This window comes from Flavihumibacter rivuli (assembly GCF_018595685.2).
GTDB classification, from domain to species: Bacteria; Bacteroidota; Bacteroidia; order Chitinophagales; family Chitinophagaceae; genus Flavihumibacter; species Flavihumibacter rivuli.
This window is the reverse complement of record NZ_CP092334.1, coordinates 1,743,399-1,760,506: the sequence shown is the minus strand read 5'-3', so window position 1 is coordinate 1,760,506 and position 17,108 is coordinate 1,743,399. Positions and strand designations below refer to the sequence as shown.

Annotated in this window: 13 protein-coding genes and 2 tRNA genes; 10 read left to right on the top strand and 5 right to left on the bottom strand. The window is 46.4% G+C overall.

Annotated elements, in window-relative coordinates:
• The first annotated feature begins 14 nt into the window (after positions 1 to 14).
• The 3 genes from KJS94_RS07770 to KJS94_RS07760 all read left to right on the top strand — a co-directional run bounded on the left by KJS94_RS07770 (position 15) and on the right by KJS94_RS07760 (position 1,888).
• Positions 15 to 572 (top strand): YMGG-like glycine zipper-containing protein, encoded by a 558-nt coding sequence (locus tag KJS94_RS07770; protein WP_214447782.1) that lies wholly within the window; start codon positions 15 to 17, stop codon positions 570 to 572.
• A 56-nt stretch (positions 573 to 628) separates the two neighbouring features.
• A complete protein-coding gene (locus KJS94_RS07765) occupies positions 629 to 1,138 on the top strand; it encodes a nuclear transport factor 2 family protein (RefSeq protein ID WP_214447783.1) in 510 nt (169 codons plus the stop codon).
• A gap of 375 nt (positions 1,139 to 1,513) precedes the next feature.
• On the top strand, positions 1,514 to 1,888 hold the full coding sequence (locus tag KJS94_RS07760) for a c-type cytochrome (protein WP_214447784.1): 375 nt from the start codon (positions 1,514 to 1,516) through the stop codon (positions 1,886 to 1,888).
• Positions 1,889 to 2,023: 135 nt separating this feature from the next.
• Here the strand turns inward: KJS94_RS07760 and KJS94_RS07755 are convergent.
• Positions 2,024 to 2,097: transfer RNA gene (locus KJS94_RS07755), tRNA-Asp, on the bottom strand.
• Positions 2,098 to 3,166: 1,069 nt separating this feature from the next.
• Positions 3,167 to 3,240, bottom strand: a tRNA-Asp gene (locus tag KJS94_RS07750).
• A 122-nt stretch (positions 3,241 to 3,362) separates the two neighbouring features.
• Between KJS94_RS07750 and KJS94_RS07745 the strand changes: the two genes are divergently transcribed.
• The 3 genes from KJS94_RS07745 (at position 3,363) to KJS94_RS07735 (ending at position 6,571) form a co-directional block, all read left to right on the top strand.
• The gene (locus KJS94_RS07745; protein WP_214449456.1) at positions 3,363 to 4,340 is read left to right on the top strand and encodes an acetyl-CoA carboxylase carboxyltransferase subunit alpha; all 978 of its coding nucleotides are present in this window, start codon (positions 3,363 to 3,365) and stop codon (positions 4,338 to 4,340) included.
• A gap of 114 nt (positions 4,341 to 4,454) precedes the next feature.
• Positions 4,455 to 5,336: a 4-hydroxy-tetrahydrodipicolinate synthase gene (dapA, locus tag KJS94_RS07740; protein ID WP_214449457.1), complete on the top strand. Its 882-nt coding sequence runs from the start codon at positions 4,455 to 4,457 to the stop codon at positions 5,334 to 5,336.
• Between the two features lie 89 nt (positions 5,337 to 5,425).
• Positions 5,426 to 6,571: an alpha/beta hydrolase-fold protein gene (locus KJS94_RS07735; RefSeq protein WP_214449458.1), complete on the top strand. Its 1,146-nt coding sequence runs from the start codon at positions 5,426 to 5,428 to the stop codon at positions 6,569 to 6,571.
• A 10-nt stretch (positions 6,572 to 6,581) separates the two neighbouring features.
• Here KJS94_RS07735 and KJS94_RS07730 read toward each other — a convergent pair whose 3' ends face one another.
• Both KJS94_RS07730 and KJS94_RS07725 read right to left on the bottom strand, forming a co-directional pair.
• Entirely contained in the window at positions 6,582 to 7,484 is a 903-nt protein-coding gene (locus tag KJS94_RS07730) for a ribonuclease Z (RefSeq protein WP_214449459.1), read from the bottom strand.
• Positions 7,485 to 7,648: 164 nt separating this feature from the next.
• Entirely contained in the window at positions 7,649 to 8,035 is a 387-nt protein-coding gene (locus KJS94_RS07725; protein ID WP_214449460.1) for an STAS domain-containing protein, read from the bottom strand.
• A 154-nt stretch (positions 8,036 to 8,189) separates the two neighbouring features.
• Between KJS94_RS07725 and KJS94_RS07720 the strand changes: the two genes are divergently transcribed.
• The 4 genes from KJS94_RS07720 (at position 8,190) to KJS94_RS07705 (ending at position 14,698) form a co-directional block, all read left to right on the top strand.
• On the top strand, positions 8,190 to 10,724 hold the full coding sequence (locus tag KJS94_RS07720; protein ID WP_214449461.1) for an ATP-dependent Clp protease ATP-binding subunit: 2,535 nt from the start codon (positions 8,190 to 8,192) through the stop codon (positions 10,722 to 10,724).
• A gap of 51 nt (positions 10,725 to 10,775) precedes the next feature.
• Positions 10,776 to 11,276: a DUF1648 domain-containing protein gene (locus KJS94_RS07715; RefSeq protein WP_214449462.1), complete on the top strand. Its 501-nt coding sequence runs from the start codon at positions 10,776 to 10,778 to the stop codon at positions 11,274 to 11,276.
• Between the two features lie 42 nt (positions 11,277 to 11,318).
• On the top strand, positions 11,319 to 12,008 hold the full coding sequence (cmk, locus tag KJS94_RS07710; protein WP_214449463.1) for a (d)CMP kinase: 690 nt from the start codon (positions 11,319 to 11,321) through the stop codon (positions 12,006 to 12,008).
• A gap of 275 nt (positions 12,009 to 12,283) precedes the next feature.
• On the top strand, positions 12,284 to 14,698 hold the full coding sequence (locus KJS94_RS07705) for a PKD domain-containing protein (protein WP_214449464.1): 2,415 nt from the start codon (positions 12,284 to 12,286) through the stop codon (positions 14,696 to 14,698).
• Between the two features lie 165 nt (positions 14,699 to 14,863).
• Here KJS94_RS07705 and KJS94_RS07700 read toward each other — a convergent pair whose 3' ends face one another.
• Positions 14,864 to 17,053 carry a glutamine synthetase III family protein gene (locus KJS94_RS07700; RefSeq protein ID WP_214449465.1) on the bottom strand — a complete coding sequence of 730 codons (2,190 nt, stop codon included), beginning with the start codon at positions 17,051 to 17,053 and terminating at the stop codon, positions 14,864 to 14,866.
• Positions 17,054 to 17,108: the final 55 nt, after the last annotated feature.

Sequence of the window (17,108 nt, the reverse complement as noted above, 5' to 3'; positions counted from 1 at the left end):
AAAAACCAGGAAAGATGAGTTTAGTACAATCATTGAAAAGGTATTCAGGGATCCTGTTATGGGTAGCATTCTTTGCTTTTCCAGCGAAGGGAAAGGCACAGCAGCCGGCTCCCTCATTGCCCGACACGGCAAAAATGACCTATAACCAGATATCCCAGAGCATGAAATTGTTCATGTATCCGTCAAAGGGACAAAGTCAGCAAAAGCAAAAACAGGATGAATTTGAATGTTATAAATGGGCCGTGGAGCAGTCTGGTATCGATCCATTAAACCTGCCTAAAGTAGAAGCCCCGCCACCACAAACCGGTCCTACAGGAGCTGCTGTTGGTGGTGCAGCCAGAGGGGCAGCTGCAGGTGCGGCTATCGGTTCTATTTCCGGCGATATGGGTAAAGGTGCCGCATATGGGGCAATGATTGGGGGTATGGCTGGTCGCAGGCAAGGTAAGCAGGCGCAGGCACAGCAAAACCAACAAGCCCAGGCAAGTGCAAAAGCCTCTGAGGAAGAAATGAAGAATACCTTTAAAAAGGCTTTCTCTGCCTGTATGGAAGGTAAGGGCTATACCATCAAATAAGTCTTTTTCCGGAATCGAAAAGAGTTCCCCAATCATTCACAACAATGAATTAAACCATGAAAAATTTGATTTTATCATTTGCGGTGTTCTCGCTTTTAGTAGGATGTTCCTCACAGGATGACCAAAAGGCCAGGGAGCAGGCAAATATTGAACTGGTAAAGAACTATGTAAAGGCAGTGGAGGAGCTGGATTTCGAAGCCATGGGAAGTTTCCTGGATGAAAAGTATATGGGATTAGGTCCGTCATTTGGTGATACCATTTATAGAGCAGCGGCCATTGAGAATTGGAAGAATAATGTTGAGAACCTTTATGAAAAAATAAAGTACAACAAATCCAAGTTCGTAGCAGTGACCATAGCTGAAGGAGATAATAAAGGCGAGTGGGTGGCCAATTGGGCGGAGTTGAAAATAAAGTTTAAGGGTGAGGAAAAGGAGGTGACCATTTGGGCTAATGTTAATTACATGATCGAGAATGGCAAGATCGCCAGAAGCCTGACTTTTTATAATGAAGCCGATGCACTCAGGCAATTGGGTTATCTGATTGTACCACCGGATGCTGTGAAGTAATTCTTGTATAAACCATTATCGTATTTGTTGAAAGCCCCACACCGATGTGGGGCTTTCGTTAATCCGGAAGCAGCCCGATTCCGGATTCATTCTATTGATTCGGCCAAAGGCTGAGGCTGGAATAACAGGCAATCAATTTTTCGGCAATATGACGATCCGGAAAATGTCATCCTACTCTTGCAAGTTGAATTCACCTTGGTAATATTGATCCGTTCTTTACTATAAAACAGGATAATGAAGGGTAGATTTTTTGCCAGTTCCGATTCCATTAATTCCCATTGGTATTTTAATTGTTATTTTATGAATTAAAGTAAGCATGGTCGCGTGAAAATTAACCACCTTAAATTTTTGGTTTGCCAATGCGCCGGGTTGATCATGGCAGCTGGTTGTGATAGCCCAGTGCATAAGGATGATCAACTGCCCAAACCTGCCCCAAAGGTTGATTATATCCGTAAGATCGAAGGGAGGAGCGAAAAGATTGCGTTAAAGGAGGCCCAGCGGGGCGAGGTGCTAATCGCTTATGCTGATTGCTATACCTGCCATACAAAGGAGAAAAGGGCTAAGGGGCCGGCCTTTCAGGCAATAGCTGACAGATACCCCGTAAACGATGGATACTTTGAACTGTTGGCCCTAAAGATTATTAAGGGTGGGAGTGGGGCCTGGGGAAATCCGGTAATGTCACCCCATCAGGATTTGACAGAAGAAGATGCAAGAATGATGGTGAAGTATATCTTGTCCCTAAAGAAATGAAAGCCTAACTGGTAGTGAAGCTTTTGCGGGCCGGATGGGACTTGAGCCCGGGCGCATGCTAACCAACTGAACTACCGATCCACAAATGCGGTGTTTGTTAAGAAAAGAAAGCCCCACATTAAGTGGGGCATCTAGCGGACCGGACGGGACTCGAACCCGCGACCTCTGCCGTGACAGGGCAGCATTCTAACCAACTGAACTACCGATCCTATTGGTTTGGTGGGGTGCGAAAATAAAAAAAATCCAATACCATGACAAATTGGTTAGAAAAATATTTCACCCGATTTTACCGCCTGTTTTCGAGAGCCCTATTGAATTGTGATAATTTATTATGGATTGATTAATTAAGGGCGCATTCAAACCAACTGACGTACCGATCCAATAAGAAGGTGTAATTGCAGAAAACAGAAAAGCCCCACAACTAGTGGAGCTTCTTGCGGACCGGACGGGACTCGAACGCCGTCCCCACAGTCCTGTGGGGATGACAGTGCGGCATCCTAACCAACAGAACTACCGATCCAAAAATGAGGTGGAGTGAAAACAAAAAAGGGATGGAGCTTTTGCGGACCGGACGGGACGAACGCGTCCCCCAGTCCTGTGGGATGACGATCCAAAAAGTGGGGATGACAGTGCGGCATCCTAACCAACAGAACTACCGATCCAAAAATGAGGTGGAGTTAATGAAAACAAAAAAGCCCCACGACTAGTGGAGCTTTTGCGGACCGGACGGGACTCGAACGCCGTCCCCACAGTCCTGTGGGGATGACAGTGCGGCATCCTAACCAACAGAACTACCGATCCAAAAATGAGGTGGAGTTAATGAAAACAAAAAAGCCCCACGACTAGTGGAGCTTCTTGCGGACCGGACGGGACTCGAACGCCGTCCCCACAGTCCTGTGGGGATGACAGTGCGGCATCCTAACCAACAGAACTACCGATCCAAAAATGAGGTGGAGTTAATGAAAACAAAAAAGCCCCACATTAAGTGGGGCATCTAGCGGACCGGACGGGACTCGAACACCGTCCCCACAGTCCTGTGGGGATGACAGTGCGGCATCCTAACCAACAGAACTACCGATCCAAAAATGAGGTGGAGATAATGAAAACAAAAAAGCCCCACGATTAATGGAGCTTTTTGCGGACCGGACGGGACTCGAACGCCGTCCCCACAGTTCTGTGGGGATGACAGTGCGGCATCCTAACCAACAGAACTACCGATCCAAAAATGAGGTGGAGATAATGAAAACAAAAAAGCCCCACGATTAATGGAGCTTTTTGCGGACCGGACGGGACTCGAACCCGCGACCTCCGCCGTGACAGGGCGGCATTCTAACCAACTGAACTACCGATCCAGTTCCCATTTGCGTTGGGGTATCGCGTTTTGGGATTGCAAAGATAATGGGATTTCAATATTCCAAACAAAACTTTTCCAAAAAAAATCTCAACCCTTAATTTTACACCTCAACCAACACGTATGCCGGAGAATAAGAACAGACAATTCCTGGAGTTTGAAAAACCAATTAAGGACCTGTTTGATGAGATTGAGAAGCTAAAACAAACTGCAGAAAAGACCAAGGTAGATATGTCCGAACCTATCGCTAATCTGGAGGCGCAGGTTTTGGAAAGAAGGAATGAAATCACCAAGAACCTGACCAGTTGGCAAAAGGTTCAGCTTAGCCGACATCCTGATCGTCCTTATACCCTGAAGTATATCGATAAAATGACTGATAACTTCGTGGAGTTGCATGGTGACCGTAATGTTAAGGATGATAAGGCGATGGTGGGCGGTTTTGCCCAGTTGGATGGAGAAACCGTAATGTTTATCGGTCAGCAAAAGGGGATCAATACCAAGATGCGCCAACTGCGGAATTTTGGTATGGCCAACCCTGAAGGTTACAGGAAGGCACTTCGCCTTATGCGTCTTGCTGAAAAATTCAATAAGCCCATTGTTACCCTGATCGATACACCTGGAGCATATCCCGGACTGGAAGCCGAAGAGCGTGGCCAGGGAGAAGCCATTGCCCGCAATATCTACGAAATGATGCGCCTGAAGGTGCCTGTAATCTGTGTCGTGATTGGTGAAGGAGCATCTGGTGGTGCATTGGGTATTGGTGTAGGGGACAGGGTGTTCATGTTGGAAAACACCTGGTACACGGTAATCTCACCGGAAAGTTGCTCTTCCATCTTATGGCGTAGCTGGGAGATGAAGGAAAAAGCTGCAGAAGAATTGAAGTTGACCTCCGATCACATGCATAAATTCGGGCTGGTTGACAAGGTTGTACCCGAACCAATTGGTGGGGCACATTGGGATTACAATGAAGCGGCACAATACCTCAAAAAGGCACTGATTGAAACTTTGAAGGAACTGAAACAGGTTCCCGCAGAAGAGCGGGTTCGCCAACGCATTGAGAAGTTCAGCAAAATGGGCTTCTGGGATGAGGTCCCTGTTTGATCCTGGTGAACTTTATTGACGTTTGCGAAAGGGAAATAGCTCACCCCCAAGTGGGCTTTTATCCTATGGAAACATGTCAACAAATTCTCAAACTTCAAAATTTTCAATTTTAATATGTCACTCAGAAGAACTTTACGTGGTACAGGTGTTGCCATAGTGACTCCTTTTACCGGTAATGGCGATATTGATTTCAATGCCCTTGAAAGACTCATCAATCACCAGATCAACAACGGTGTAGAGTACCTTGTGGCCTTGGGTACTACTGGTGAAACGCCAACGCTTTCAAAAGAAGAGAAGATTGATATTATCAATTTTGTTTATGATAAGGTAGCCGGCAGGGTGCCGGTGATTGTAGGTGTTGGTGGAAACAATACCCATGAGTTGGTTAAGGACCTGGAGAAATTCCCCCTTGAAAAGGCTGTGGCAGTCCTGAGCGCCAGTCCTTACTATAATAAACCATCTCAGGAGGGAATATTTAAGCATTACGAAGTGCTGGCTGCCTCCTCACCCAAGCCCATCATCCTTTATAATGTCCCGGGGAGGACAGGTCGAAATATGGAGGCTTCAACTACTTTAAGGTTAGCCCATGAAGTTCCCAATATCGGTGGCATAAAGGAGGCAGCAAACAACATGGTTCAATGTATGCATATCCTGCGAGACAGGCCAGAGCATTTCCTGGTGGTAAGCGGCGACGATGACCTGGTAATGCCGCAGTTGGCTTGTGGTATGGATGGTGTTATCAGTGTTGCCGCCAATTGCTTTCCCAGGCAATTTTCCGATATGATACGGGCAGGGCTTGCCCATGATTTCGTGACGGCCAAAAAATTGAATGATCCATTATTGGAAGCCTATCATTTACTTTTTGCAGAGAACAATCCCGCTGGAGTGAAGGCGTTTCTCGCCATCCAGGGAATGATCGGGAACCATTTAAGGTTGCCAATGGTGCCTCTTAGTGAGGGCTTGTACCAAAAAGTGAAAGTTTATCTCAATGCATAATGGAAAGTCCCGGTAACGGGACTTTTTTATTTGCTAAATATGAGGAATGGTAAGAGGCATTTTCTGGTGTAATAATATTTTTAGGCTATATGAAAAAGATCACATCAACCTTATTCCTCATTTCCTTTATAGTCCTTACGGCTTGTGCCCAACACAAGGTCAATATCATCATTGAGAAGTATCCTGCATTTACGGGAGACGGGCCACTTTACCTGGCGGGTGATTTTAATAACTGGGACCCTGCCCATGAAAGAAGCAAACTGATAAAACTAGCTGATGGCCGTTATGCGTTCAGGTCTGATAATGTGCCCGGTGGCGATTATCAGTTTAAGGTGACCAGGGGCAGCTGGGAAACTGTTGAATCGGGACCAACTGGCCAACCAATCGCTAACAGGCAGTTATCCATCGTTTCTGATACCACTGTTGTTTTGGCCATTGAAGGCTGGGGTGATGCATTTGGAACAAGGAAGAAGCCTGTATCAACTTCTTCCAGCCAGGTAAGGGTTATGGATACGGCTTTTTTCATGCCTCAGTTGGGAAGGACCAGAAGGGTCTGGATCTATTTGCCAAAGGACTACTATGACAGTAAAGGAAAATATCCGGTATTGTATATGCACGACGGGCAAAACCTGTTTGATAACCTGACATCATATGCGGGTGAGTGGGGGGTTGATGAAGCCCTGGACTCCCTTGACAAAGGATTCATTGTTGTAGGCATCGATAATGGCCAGGAAAAAAGGATGAATGAATACAATCCCAATGACAATCCAAGGTTTGGTAAGGGGGAAGGGGCGGAGTACCTGGAGTTTATTGTAAAGACCTTGAAACCCCATATTGATAAACATTATCGTACTTCAAGGAAGCCTGAACATACTGCTATTGCAGGGAGCTCCATGGGTGGGCTGATCTCCTTTTATGCCGGGTTATGGTATCCGGGGGTGTTTGGGAAAGTGGGGGTTTTTTCGCCCTCATTCTGGATCAGCCCAGCCATTGAAAAGGAGCTTGACCAAGCTTCGGTCAACAGGAAGAAGATATCCCAGCAGTATTATTTCTTTGCCGGGGGAAAGGAAGGTGGTAATATGGTTCCCGATATGGAAAGGGTTGTTGGGTTAATGAAAGCAAAGGGACTTTATGACCTAAATGCAATAATTGACCCCAATGGCATGCACAATGAATCAAGCTGGCGAAAGCATATGTCGGGATTTATTGACTGGCTGAAATTTGGCGGGAAGTAAATCAATTGGTTTACAGGCGGTAGGTTACCCCTTCAATGGCCAATTGGGTATTTGCAAAGACTTCCTTTGCTTCCTCCTCAAACTGTTCCAGTTTCTCATATTTGGAACTGAAATGGCCAATGATCAGTCTTTCCACCCCAGCCCTTGCCGCGATGGTTGCAGCCTGGTGGGTAGTACAGTGGAAACGTTTGGCTGCCCGGTCTTCCAGGTCCTTGAGATAGGTCGTTTCGTGGTAAAGAAGGGTGGCGCCTTTTGCCTTCTCTATCAGGGACTCATTATAGCAGGTATCTGCTGAATAAACGTAAGATTTGGGGGAGGGGGCGGGATCCGTTACCCAATCATTCTCAATGAGATCCCCGGCCTTGTTGGTGTAGTTGTGCCCCCACTTAAGCCTGTCAAAAAAGGCAGCCGGGACTTCGAACTGCCTGGCTTTTTCAGGGTTTACCCTTCTAGGTGCCCTTACCTGCTCGAACCTGAATCCCCAGCAAGGGATCCGGTGGCTAACCTTAAAGCTGGAAACCTTGAATTTGTCATTATTGACAATAATGCCGTCTTCACCAAGGGGATAAAACTTCAACTGGTAAGGAAGGACCGTATCAGCCACTTTTAATTGAAAATTGATGATCTCCGCTAATTCGGCGGGGGCGTAAATGTTCAGTTCCTGTTCCCGTCCCAACAGGCCCATACTTGTGACAAGGCCAATCAGGCCAAAATAATGGTCGCCGTGAAGATGGGAAATGAAGATATGCTGGATCTTACTGCGCCTGATCTTGTACTTGGCAAGCTGCATCTGGGTTCCTTCACCGCAATCGACAAGGAACAGGTATTCGTCCAGGGTGATGACCTGGGCCGTTGGATGCCTGTCGAAAGCGGGTAAAGCAGAATTGTTGCCAAGTATAGTTACAGCCAGCATAAAGGGTTTGATCAGTCTTCTCCTAACGAAGTTCCTTAAGCGATATTATTCCAAAGACAGCAATAGGTACAAATTGCTGCATTTCTTCGCAAAATAAGGTCTCATTGGTGCTTGTCCAAGCGGCTGTGTTTAAAGTACATATTGGGAAGCATTGCGGGGAGGCCTTAAAACATCGGCTCACTGTCATCCAGTAACTCCCTTTCAATCTCCTCCATCTGTACGATATCCCAGGCTTCGCTCTCGGTAGGGGTAGCGCTCATGATCTCTAATAACTGATGCTGGTCAAGGAAGTTCTCCAAATCAGGATGCAGTTCGCAGACAACAAAAGAGGCGTTGTTTTCGTAAAAGTTTTGCTGTATCTTAACTAAGGCTTCAGCGGCTTCCGTATCCATCAGGACTACATTGCCCATTTTCAGTACAAGGTTTTTAACGTCATTTTGCAGGTAAACCAATAAACTGTTCTGCAGCTCTTCTGTCATATTAGCAGTAATTTTTTCGTCAACGATCGTAATGACATGGAATTTTTCCTTGGTATCAATTTTGACCTGCATAATGGGTGTAATTAAAGATTGAAAATAACGTTCTTGGGACAAAAGGTTTCCGGTGCCAATATTTATTGCAAAACTGATGCTAAAACCGGTATTTGCGTAGAACCTAAACTCAAAAATATTCGTTATTATTGTATAACACACAACCACTTATAAAATGGACAACAATTTTTCCGCCCAGGTAAAGGAGATTATCTCGTTCAGCAGGGAAGAAGCATTGCGGCTGGGGAATGATTTTATTGGTACTGAGCACCTTCTGCTTGGGCTGATAAGGGAAGGTGATAATACCGCTGTCCGCATCTTAAAGAGTTTCAACGTGGACCTTTATGAATTGCGTAAAGAGGTTGAGCTGGCTGTGAAGGACAAAACAGGGAAGAATATTGCTAATATCAATAGCTTGCCATTGACCAAACAGGCAGAAAAGGTAATTCGTGTTACCGTTCTGGAGGCCAAGGCATTAAAGAGCCCTACTGTTGAGACTGAACACCTCATGCTTTCGATTCTGAAGAACAAGGAGAATATTGCAACACAAATACTAAACCAGTTTGACGTGGATTATGACCTTTTCAGGAATGAGTTGGGCGTAGTGAAGAGCAATGACGTACGTAGTGAGTACTCAGATGAGAATGATGATGATTTCGATGAGGAAAAGAAATATAGCCAGCAAAAAGCCAAGCAGCCAGGTAATACCAAGAGCAAGACTCCAGTATTGGATAACTTTGGTCGCGATATTACCCGCCTTGCAGAAACCGGTGCCCTGGATCCAATTGTAGGTCGTGAAGAGGAGATCGAAAGGGTATCGCAGATCCTTTCCCGCAGGAAGAAGAATAATCCCATCCTGATAGGTGAACCCGGAGTAGGTAAGACTGCCATTGTAGAGGGGTTGGCCCTTAGGATTGTTCAACGCAAAGTTTCCCGGGTTCTGTTCGATAAGCGGGTGATTTCCCTTGACCTGGCAGCACTGGTTGCCGGCACCAAGTACAGGGGGCAGTTCGAGGAGCGCATGAAGGCGATCATGAATGAGTTGGAAAAGAATCGCGATGTCATTTTATTTATCGATGAAATCCACACTATCGTTGGTGCGGGTGGGGCAAGCGGATCACTGGATGCTTCCAATATCTTCAAGCCTGCATTGGCCAGGGGTGAATTGCAATGCATTGGTGCGTCAACCCTTGATGAATACAGGATGTATATCGAGAAAGATGGGGCCCTTGACCGTCGTTTCCAGAAGGTTTTGGTAGAACCGCCAAGTATAGATGAGACCATCCAGATCCTGAACAATATCAAGCCCAAGTACGAGGAGTACCATAATGTCAATTACTCAGAAGACGCTATTGATGCCTGTGTTAAGCTGAGTGATCGCTATATGACCGACAGGTTGCTTCCTGATAAGGCCATTGACGTGTTGGATGAAGTTGGCGCCAGGGTTCACCTCAAGAATATCAATGTTCCCCAGGAGATACTTGACCTGGAAAAGAAGATCGAGGAGGTGAAGAATGAGAAGAACAGGGTGGTGAAGAGCCAGAAATTTGAAGAGGCTGCTTCCCTGAGGGATACAGAGAAAAGACTGCAGGAGGAACTGGAGAAGGCAAAGGCCCAGTGGGAAGAAGAAAGCAAGCACAAGCGTTACCCCATTACAGAAGAAGATATCGCTGAAGTGGTGAGCATGATGACCGGTATACCGGTTAAGCGTATGGTTCAGGCAGAAAGTGAGAAACTGAAGAAAATGGCTGAAGACATGAGGGGAATGGTGATTGGCCAGGACGAAGCCATCCAGAAAGTGGTGAAGGCCATCCAGCGTAACCGTGTAGGCCTAAAGGATCCCAAGAAACCGGTTGGAACCTTCATTTTCCTTGGACCCACAGGGGTAGGTAAGACAGAATTGGCCAAGAGCCTTGCCAGGTATATGTTCGATAGTGAGGATGCCCTCATCAGGATCGACATGAGTGAATACATGGAAAAATTTACTGTTAGTCGCCTGATTGGTGCCCCTCCCGGCTATGTAGGATATGAAGAGGGCGGTCAGTTGACCGAAAAGGTTCGTCGCAAACCCTACTCCGTAATATTGTTGGATGAGATAGAGAAGGCACACCCGGATATTTACAATATCCTGTTGCAGGTATTGGATGACGGCCAGCTTACAGACGGATTGGGTCGTAAGGTGGACTTTAAGAATACCCTTATCATCATGACCTCCAATATTGGGGTGCGTCAATTGAAAGATTTTGGTGAAGGAGTTGGATTCGCTACCGCTGCAAGGACTTCCAATGTTGAAGAGAACAGTAAGGCCGTAATTGAAAAGGCATTGAAGCGTACCTTCTCACCTGAATTCCTGAACAGGATCGACGATGTAGTGATCTTCAATTCACTTTCCAAGGAGAATATCTTCCAGATCATTGATATCCTGTTGAAGGGTGTAATGAAGCGACTCAACAACCTTGGCTTTAGCCTGGAGTTGACAGAAGAGGCAAAGAGCTTTATTGCAGACAAGGGTTATGACCAGCAGTTTGGTGCAAGGCCGCTGCACAGGGCACTCCAGAAATACCTGGAAGATCCATTGGCAGAAGAGATCCTTAACATGACCATCAAGGAAGGCGATGTCTTGATAGCTGACCTCGACAAGGAAAATAATAAGATAACTTTCCGTCTGAAGGAATCTTCCTCTAAAGTTGAAAAGTCTGAAGCTTCCTAAATCCAGGAAACATGAATAAAAAAGCCTGTACATCATGTACAGGCTTTTTTTATGGCAAAAGATCAGGAGGATGTTGTAAAACCTGCACGTATGAAGATAATCAACCAGGCTTCCATTATCATTGTGGTTGCAATATGGTTGTTGGCAGCCGGTTTTTTCCGGCATCTGCCGGCAGATGTACCAATTCATTTCAATTGGCAAGGGGCGCCTGATCATGTTGGCAGTAAGAAATTAATTTTTATCCTTCCGGTATTGGCTACCTTACTGAACCTGTTACTTGGATACCTAGCCAGGCACCCGGAATTGCATAATTATCCAGTGAAGATCACAAAGGCTAATTCAGCTAGCTGGTACGAAAGAAGCGCCTGGTTACTTTTTATCGTTCGCCTGATTGTTTCAGCTATTTTTCTTGTACTAACCCTCATTGTGATAGTTTCAGCACTCAGGTGCCAGTCAGACAAGTTGTTTTACCTGCTTACAGCCTTGGTGCTTGCAATACCAGCTGGGATCGCCTGGGTATTAATTCGCCCTCTGTCTTCGAAACCTTCCTGAATCATTTTGGCTAAAGCCTGTTTTAAAGGATATTTGCATTCTATGGCAGGCAGGAAAAATATCATAATTACTATCGATGGATGGAGTAGTTGCGGAAAAAGTACGCTGGCCCGTCAATTGGCCCGTGAATTGAATTATGTTTATATCGATAGTGGCGCCATGTACAGGGCAATCACCCTTTACTTCTTACGCAACCATGTTGACTGGACCGATCCTGCCCAGGTAATGGAGGCGCTAGGTAATATCCAATTGGAGTTCAGGTTCAATGAGCAGAGCCAGAAAAGTGAGATATACCTGAATGATGAGAATGTTGAGTACCTGATCAGGGACCTCGTTATTGCGGAGAAGGTGAGTGATATTGCCGCCATTCGGGAGGTAAGGGAGTTTGCTGTGGGGCAACAACAGGAAATGGGGAAAAGGAAGGGAATAGTGATGGATGGAAGGGATATCGGTACTGTTGTTTTCCCCAAGGCAGAACTAAAGATCTTTATGACTGCCGACAATGCGGTAAGGGTGGAGCGCAGGTTCAAGGAGTTATTTGAAAAGAATCCCAATATTTCCATTGAGGAAGTAAAAAACAACCTTGAAATGCGGGATTATATTGATAGTCATAGGGATGTTTCCCCCCTGCGGCAGGCTGAGGACGCCCTGGTTTTGGACAATAGCAACCTCACGATGGGCGAACAATTAAAGCTGGCTATGAAGTGGGTCAATGAAAAATTGCTTGTTTAAGGATTTTTCCTTAAAATTGTACACTCTTACGGTGATTTAAACCTGTTCCGGCATCCTTTTTGTTAAAAAACCTTCTGGCAGTATCTTGCGCCATTCCAGATCCCAATACCTAGCCGATAATACCACCAATACTCTTCTTTCGAAATCTGATCCATGCAAAGGCTTAGTTGTAGTAGTTTTCTCATGAGCAATACGCTTCCATGAATCGTATGCTTTTGAAAAGCTCACCCAGATCGTACCCGCCCCGATAATCTTTAAAAAGTATGTGTTTCATTATGAACCTGCAAAAAAGGCTGGGTGCAGTAGTACTATCATTATTAATCACGCTGATGGTTAATGGTCAGAGCAATATTGTTATGCAATCTGACTTTGAGGCAAATAGTATCGTTTACGGTTGGGACTTCCAACATTCCTGTTGTTCTTATAGTTTGACAAGGAGTAACCTGGTCAGGAGGACCGGTAATAATTCCATGCGTGTTGAACTAAGGAGATGGGATGCTGATGTGGAAGGCAGTAAACGTGCCGAGATCGTGGAGAATAGCAATCCTTTCCCTCCCAACCCCGACCAGCGCTGGTTTGCTTTTAGTAATTTCCTTCCTGCTGATTTTCAGCGGGACTCTGCCTATGATCTTTTGGCCCAGTGGGTGGCTGTGGCTTCTGCTACCAGGCAAACCCCAACCCCGCCGCTTTCCCTGCAAATATTCCGCGGGGATTGGGTACTTGTTGTACGTTATGATTCAGTAGATATTAATCAGGATAGGGGAGCCAATATCAGGACAAGGATGATCAACCTTGGGCCATGGCAGCGTGGGGTGTGGAATGACTGGGTCTTCTATTATGAACCTTCCGATAGCGACCAAGGGCTGATCAGGGTTTGGAGGAATAACCAGCTTTTACTGGAATACCGCGGAAAGAATTACTATAAGGGAGCATTCTCCCCTTTCTTTAAGGTAGGGATCTATAAGTGGGCATGGGCAGCAGGTTGGAATGTGCCTGCTGAAACATCAGTGATCAACTCTAGGGTGTATTTTGTCGATAATGTTAGGGTGGGTAACCGAAATGCCATTTTAAATGATTTTGTAATCCCATCCCCGGCTCCTACCAATGCATTGCCTATTGTGTATGGTGGAAACAACCAGGTTTCCAATGCCACTATTGACAGGGCTACCATTAATGGTAGTGCGTCTTATGATACCGATGGAACCATTGTGGAATACCGCTGGACCCAGGAATCAGGACCCAATGTGGCTGCACTGGAGACCCCTAATTCTCCGATTACCAGGATGACCGGACTCGTACAGGGAATGTACAGGTTCAGGTTGACAGCCAGGGACAATGCGGGTGGGGTTGCATATGGTTTTGTAAATGTTGAACAACAGGGATTTTCCACTGCGAACCTCATGCCAATCGTACAAACCGGGCCTACCAGGATTGTTTCCCTTCCAACAACGACTAGTTTTTTGTCTGCAAGTGGTACTTACGACCCTGATGGGTCAATTGTCGGCTATACTTGGACGCAGGAATCCGGTCCGGCTCCTGCCACTATTGTTTCCCCAAATTCAATTAGTACCAATATTTCCGGTTTGGTAAGGGGCAATTATTATTTCAGGCTCACGGCGACCGATAACAGGGGAGGAATGGCTACGGGATATGTGCAAGTCTTTGTTGACAGTTCAGGTACGGGTACCCCGGTTACGACAAACCAACTCCCTGTGCCTGTAACCAATAGCAACCAGACCATTACCCTGCCTACCAATTCAGTTACACTTGATGGTAGGGCCTCCTATGATCCGGATGGCCTTGTGACAAGGTATACCTGGGTTCAATTAACGGGTCCAAGGTCTTCACCGATGTCTACCCCTTCGGCACCCGTAACATCAGTAAACTGGATGACATTGGCAGGTGACTATACCTTCAGGCTATTCATTACTGATGATAGGGGAGCTTCTGCCGGTTCCCAGGTAATCACGATTAAAGTTAATCCGGAAGGTACACCTCCTCCTGTAGATACTACAACACCTCCTCCTACTGGCGGTGGGCCGATCTCAGGAGTTAACCTGCCGCCCATTGCTTCAGCAGGTATTAACCAAACGATTACCCTTCCGACCAATTCAGTTACCCTGAATGGTACTGGATCATATGACCCTGATGGCAGAATCACCAGGTACACCTGGGTGCAACTGACCGGACCCAAGAGTGCGCCAATGTCTGGTCCGTTTGCGGCTTTGAACACCATCAACTGGATGATCGAGGGAACCTATTCCTACCAATTGTTTGTAACCGATGATTCTGCGGCAACGAGTCGGTCACCTATTGTCTTTGTCACCGTTTTACCTGCGCCTGTTGCAGGCATGAATGCAGGCGGGGCAGCTGGAGTTGATCAGAATCCGGATGCGGTACTGGCCGAAAATGGACGATTCGTTTCGAATGGCCTGGTAGGGGTGAAAGCATTCCCCAATCCTTTCCAGAAGCAATTGCAAGTGGCGATTGGTGAAAAATTCAAAGGAAGGGCAGTGATCCAACTGCTCAGCCAGGATGGCGTTATTGTCCATCGTGAGTTTGTGGAAATGGATGGGCGTCCCGTTATAAAAGACATATCATTAGGGCATCTTGCTTCAGGAACTTACGTGTTGCAAGTCCTTTCCGCTGATGGCCGAACGAGGTATGTCAATAAGATTTTGAAGCAGTAGCGCATAAATGGAAGTAAATCAGGAAAACCAATACGAGAAGGGGGAGCTTTTAAAAGCTTCCCCTTTTTTGTGTATTAATACTGCTATGGGATTGAATCCTTTTACTGGAACAGCAAAAAAAGAGACCGGTTAACCGGTCTCTTTTTTTTCCTCATTATAAACTGCTTAGCGCAGGAACAACATTTCACGATACTTGGGCAGGAGCCAGTAGGTGTCATCTACCAGCAATTCAAGCTTGTCTACACGATAGCGTATGGCATCGAAATAGGGGGCTTTCACCTGGCTTTCGTAAGCGATAGCCTTGGTCCTGGTGTTTTCCATGGCATTGCAAACCTTACGTGCTTCGATCATTTTCTCTACCAGGTCGCTCAGGATGTTGATATGCTCACTGATCTTGCCCAGGATCTGCTTCTGGTTAGCATAGGTGCTTTCATCAAGACCGATTTCCTTAAGGCCCCTGATGTTATTGATCAATACATTCTGGTACTTGATGGCAGCAGGCAATACATGGCTGGTGCAGAGTTCACCCATGATACGGGCTTCGATCTGTACGTGCTTGATGTATTTTTCCAGTTCGATCTCATGGCGGGCTTCCAGTTCTTTATGGGTCAATACGCTGTTGCTTTCGAACAGGTGCATAGCCTTTTCAGTAACCATGGCATCCAGGGCGAGCGGGGTTGTCTTAACATTAGGCAAGCCCCTTCTTTCTGCTTCCTGTGCCCATGCTTCGCTATAGCCATCACCTTCGAAAAGAACTTTTTCACTGGCAACGATGTATTCGCGGATCACATGCATGATGGCGATCTCTTTTTTCTCTCCCTTTTCGATGAGGGCGTCAACTTCCTTCTTGAATTGCTTCAGTGTTTCGGCCATGATGGTGTTCAGTACGGTCATGGCGTTGGCACAGTTGGCAGATGAGCCCACCGCACGGAATTCAAACTTGTTACCGGTAAAGGCAAAAGGTGAAGTACGGTTACGGTCAGTATTATCCAACAGCAGTTCAGGAATGCTCCTGTGGAGGTCAAGCTTCAGGATGGCTTCATCCTGCTCATCGAAATTGTCATTAACGCGCTCCTTAACTTCATTCAGTACCTTGGTCAGGTATTGGCCAATGAACACGGATATGATTGCCGGGGGAGCTTCATTTGCACCGAGACGGTGGTCGTTTCCTGCAGAAGCGATGGAAGCGCGGAGCAGGTCAGAATAATCATGTACAGCCTTGATGGTATTGACGAAGAAGGTAAGGAACATGAAGTTGGTCTTAGGCGTTTTGCCAGGAGCCAGCAGGTTAACGCCGGTATCTGTTGCCATACTCCAGTTATTGTGCTTGCCGCTACCGTTGATACCAGCGAATGGCTTCTCATGCAACAGTACGCGAAGTTTGTGGCGACGGGCTACACGGTTCATGATGTCCATCAGCAGGGTGTTGTGGTCAACAGCAACACTTACCTCTTCAAAAATCGGGGCACATTCGAACTGGGCCGGGGCAACCTCATTGTGGCGGGTCCTCAGGGGAATACCCAGTTTATAGGACTCTTCTTCAAAGTCACGCATAAAAGCGTAAACGCGCTCAGGAATAGCACCGAAATAGTGGTCTTCCAACTGCTGGCCTTTAGCGGAGGAATGGCCAAATACAGTCCTGCCACTCAATACGAGGTCGGGACGGGCATTGAACATGGCCTCATCCACCAGGAAGTATTCTTGTTCCCAGCCGAGGGTAGCGGTTATTTTAGTGACATTCTTGTCAAAGTAATTGGCAACATCAACAGCATGTTTGTTGAGTGATTCGAGTGATTTCAGAAGTGGCGCCTTGTAGTCAAGGGTTTCACCTGTATAGGAAACAAAAATGGTAGGTATACAAAGCGTCTTGCCATGGCCAATTTCCATGATGAATGCAGGAGAGGAAGGATCCCAGGCCGTATAACCGCGTGCTTCAAAAGTTGCACGGATACCGCCACTGGGGAATGAAGATGCATCAGGTTCTTGCTGGATCAATGCTGCGCCGTCAAACTCTTCGATAGCGGTGCCATCACTTTTCAGGGTAAAAAAGGAATCATGCTTTTCAGCCGTTGTACCAGTTAAGGGTTGGAACCAGTGGGTATAGTGGGTTACCCCTTTGCTTTCTGCCCATTGGCGGATTCCGGCAGCAATTTGGTTAGCTACTGCACGATCAATTTTCTTGCTTCCCTTAATAGAAGCCACGAGGCTTTTGTAAGCTTCGTCACTGAGGAAGGAGCGGGCCTTCTGAAGGGTGAAAACATTTTCACCAAAAATTGCAGTGATCTTGGCTGCACCAGAAACCGTAACCTCCTTACCTTGGTTGATTAGGTCGATTGCACTGAAACGTAATGACATGAGGAATTTTTTTTAGCTATGCAAATAACGGATAAAATCCCTGAAAAATGAGTGA

Bases quoted from the DNA above. Each gene is read 5' to 3' on its own strand.
- KJS94_RS07730 (WP_214449459.1), bottom strand. From the start codon at position 7,484: ATGCTGGCTGTAACTATACTTGGCAACAATTCTGCTTTACCCGCTTTC.
- KJS94_RS07760 (WP_214447784.1), top strand. From the start codon at position 1,514: ATGGCAGCTGGTTGTGATAGCCCAGTGCATAAGGATGATCAACTGCCC.
- cmk (WP_214449463.1), top strand. From the start codon at position 11,319: ATGGCAGGCAGGAAAAATATCATAATTACTATCGATGGATGGAGTAGT.
- KJS94_RS07700 (WP_214449465.1), bottom strand. From the start codon at position 17,053: ATGTCATTACGTTTCAGTGCAATCGACCTAATCAACCAAGGTAAGGAG.
- KJS94_RS07735 (WP_214449458.1), top strand. From the start codon at position 5,426: ATGAAAAAGATCACATCAACCTTATTCCTCATTTCCTTTATAGTCCTT.
- KJS94_RS07705 (WP_214449464.1), top strand. From the start codon at position 12,284: ATGAACCTGCAAAAAAGGCTGGGTGCAGTAGTACTATCATTATTAATC.
- KJS94_RS07770 (WP_214447782.1), top strand. From the start codon at position 15: ATGAGTTTAGTACAATCATTGAAAAGGTATTCAGGGATCCTGTTATGG.
- dapA (WP_214449457.1), top strand. From the start codon at position 4,455: ATGTCACTCAGAAGAACTTTACGTGGTACAGGTGTTGCCATAGTGACT.
- KJS94_RS07745 (WP_214449456.1), top strand. From the start codon at position 3,363: ATGCCGGAGAATAAGAACAGACAATTCCTGGAGTTTGAAAAACCAATT.
- KJS94_RS07715 (WP_214449462.1), top strand. From the start codon at position 10,776: ATGGCAAAAGATCAGGAGGATGTTGTAAAACCTGCACGTATGAAGATA.
- KJS94_RS07725 (WP_214449460.1), bottom strand. From the start codon at position 8,035: ATGCAGGTCAAAATTGATACCAAGGAAAAATTCCATGTCATTACGATC.
- KJS94_RS07720 (WP_214449461.1), top strand. From the start codon at position 8,190: ATGGACAACAATTTTTCCGCCCAGGTAAAGGAGATTATCTCGTTCAGC.
- KJS94_RS07765 (WP_214447783.1), top strand. From the start codon at position 629: ATGAAAAATTTGATTTTATCATTTGCGGTGTTCTCGCTTTTAGTAGGA.